Source organism: uncultured Microscilla sp. (assembly GCF_947493425.1).
Classification (GTDB): domain Bacteria; phylum Bacteroidota; class Bacteroidia; order Cytophagales; family Microscillaceae; genus Microscilla.
Window position 1 is genome coordinate 1 of record NZ_CANLRP010000353.1, and the last position, 2,457, is coordinate 2,457.

A 2,457-nucleotide genomic window follows, 5' to 3' on the forward strand; every position below is an offset into this window, starting at 1 on the left:
CAGAGGTAGTCGGTTCAATCCCGATCAGTTGCCCATTTTACCCTCATAAAGTCTTCGCTTTATGGGGGTTTTGTTTTATCACCAAAACATTGACACAAAAAATACAAAGCTCCTGATGATTTGACTCAAACCATCAGGAGCTTTATTTTTTAGGGAGCAATTAAAAAATAGGGTACCTGTTCTTTGCTAACTATTTTATTCTGAGACGCAGCACTTTTTAAAGTCATAGCAGAGCTACGGCTGCAAAAAGTAACAAAGTCTCGGGGCAAAAGAGCAGCTACAAAATGGGTAGGTTATTTCTTGTTTGCTCCCTTAAGGAGCCTCTTCATTGTTGATCCCTCCAACTATTCCCCTATCTTTTATTTTGACTTGTTTACTTCTTTGGTTTTTATATAAAAATCACGCACTACTTTAAAGTCTCCTTTCAACTTGGTGCTTTTCCATTGCTGAGTAGGCTTCAACCAAACTGTTTTTTCTCCCATGGTTGTCTTCAATGGCATATCAAACCCTTTGACACAGTTTGTCCAACGATAGCTCAACGTACCATTGTCTTTTTTGTACTCTAAAATAGGTATTTGCTTGGTTCTCAGGTATTGGTCAAACATTTTGGCCAGTTTTTTACGCGATTTTTTAATAACGTAGCTTTCTATTTGCTGGGTAGTAACCGTTTGATGATAGAATTTTTTGTTCAGCCCTCTCAATATCTTGCGCCATTTTTTATCGTTCCCAATGATTACACGAATCATGTGCAACAAATTGGCGCCTTTGTAATACATGTCGCCCGACCCTTCGTTGCCTACATTATACACCCCAATGACAGGTCTGTCATTGCGTATATTGCGGCGAGTACCCAGTACATATTCGCGGCTGGCTTTCTTGCCAAAATGATAGTCAAGGTATAGGTTTTCTGAATACGCCGTAAACCCTTCGTGTATCCACATGTCGGCTACGTCCTGGTGAGTAATGTTGTTAGCAAACCATTCGTGTCCAGCCTCGTGCACAATGATAAAATCGAATTTAAGCCCCCAACCCGAACCACTCAAGTCGGAACCTAAATAGCCGTTTTTGTAACGGTTACCATAAGTTACCGAGCTTTGGTGTTCCATTCCCAGGTATGACACTTCTACCAGTTTAAAACCATCTTCATAAAAAGGATAAGGACCAAACCAGTGTTCAAAAGCTGTAAGCATTTTTTTCACTTGTTTAAATTGTTTTTTGGCCTTCTCAAGGTTATACTTCAATACATAATAATTGCAGTCAAGTGTACCTTTTTCTCCTTCATATTTTTCTGAAAAATGGGCGTAATCCCCAATATTGACGTTTACCCCGTAGTTATTAATCGGGTTTTTTACCTGCCAGTGATAGGTTTTGGTTTTGGCAGCTTTGTTATGATCAGTTTTTACCAGCTTACCATTCGAAACATCCATTAAGTTTTCGGGCACGGTTACACTAATCATCATTCCATTGTCCGGTTCATCGTAAGGGTGGTCTTTGCAAGGCCACCACAAACTGGCTCCTTCGCCCTGGCAGGCTACGGTAATAAAATGGCGATTGTTTTTGTCACGCTTCCACACAAAGCCTCCATCCCAGGGGGCACGACGTGCTACTTTGGGGGTTCCTTCAAAAAACACTATCAACTCGCCTGTTTTACCCTTAAGTTGAGGCGGCAAGGTTACCCAATACACATTGCCCTCACGGCTATACTTAAGGGCTTTGCCATTTTGCTGGACTTTGGTAATTTTCATAGGCTCTTGCAAGTCAATTTGCATACGTTGCCCATTTTTCAATACTTTATACCTGATCGTGTTAGAACCAGCAATGCGCTTTTTTTCAGGGTAAACCTGTACCTTTAAATGATAATAGGTCAAGTCCCACCAGGCCCTTTCGGGGGTAATGCTTCCCTTAAGGCTATCTTGACGGGTAAATTGGTTTTTTTGGCTATAGGCTAATGAGGTAATAAACAACCCCATAATTAATGCGCCCAATGATAAACGAATTTTCATATCTATTTGAATCTATAATGTTTTCTGAGCAAACTATAAAAGGCAATTTATCGGGTTTTACGGGTTTATTTAAATAAAAATCAAGAAAGTTCAGAAATAAACCAAGAACCAATAGTATTTTGATAATAGTTGCCAAAAAGCTGACACCCACAGCACTCGTCCATCAAGTACCCAGCTTTTAACTTCGCTGAACCCAGCACAGTAAAACTGCCCCGATGAATCAGGGTTTAGAAATGGCTTCGTTTTTTAAAAAGTACCATCCTCGTGCACTGGAAACTAAATTCCTACCACATTAGCTTCGCAGAGCTCGCCACAGCATAGCTGTAGGCTCGGTTATTCGGAGTCTTTAGCTCGCTTACTTTACTTCAAAAAGTTTACGTAGCTCCGGTTCCGATATGCATCGCATTAGTCAAAGCTTAAAAATCCGATAAAATCATTTGAACCATGTTTGGCT

General features: G+C 40.4%; 1 protein-coding gene. It reads right to left on the reverse strand.

Going from position 1 to position 2,457, the window contains the following annotated elements; all coding sequences use genetic code 11:
• Positions 1 to 359: 359 nt before the first annotated feature.
• On the reverse strand, positions 360 to 1,970 hold the full coding sequence (locus tag Q0954_RS33605) for a M1 family metallopeptidase (RefSeq protein WP_299466351.1): 1,611 nt from the start codon (positions 1,968 to 1,970) through the stop codon (positions 360 to 362).
• Between the last annotated feature and the right edge of the window lie 487 nt (positions 1,971 to 2,457).

Coding starts and splice junctions, on each gene's coding strand:
- Q0954_RS33605 (WP_299466351.1), bottom strand. CDS start 1,970: ATGGGGTTGTTTATTACCTCATTAGCCTATAGCCAAAAAAACCAATTT.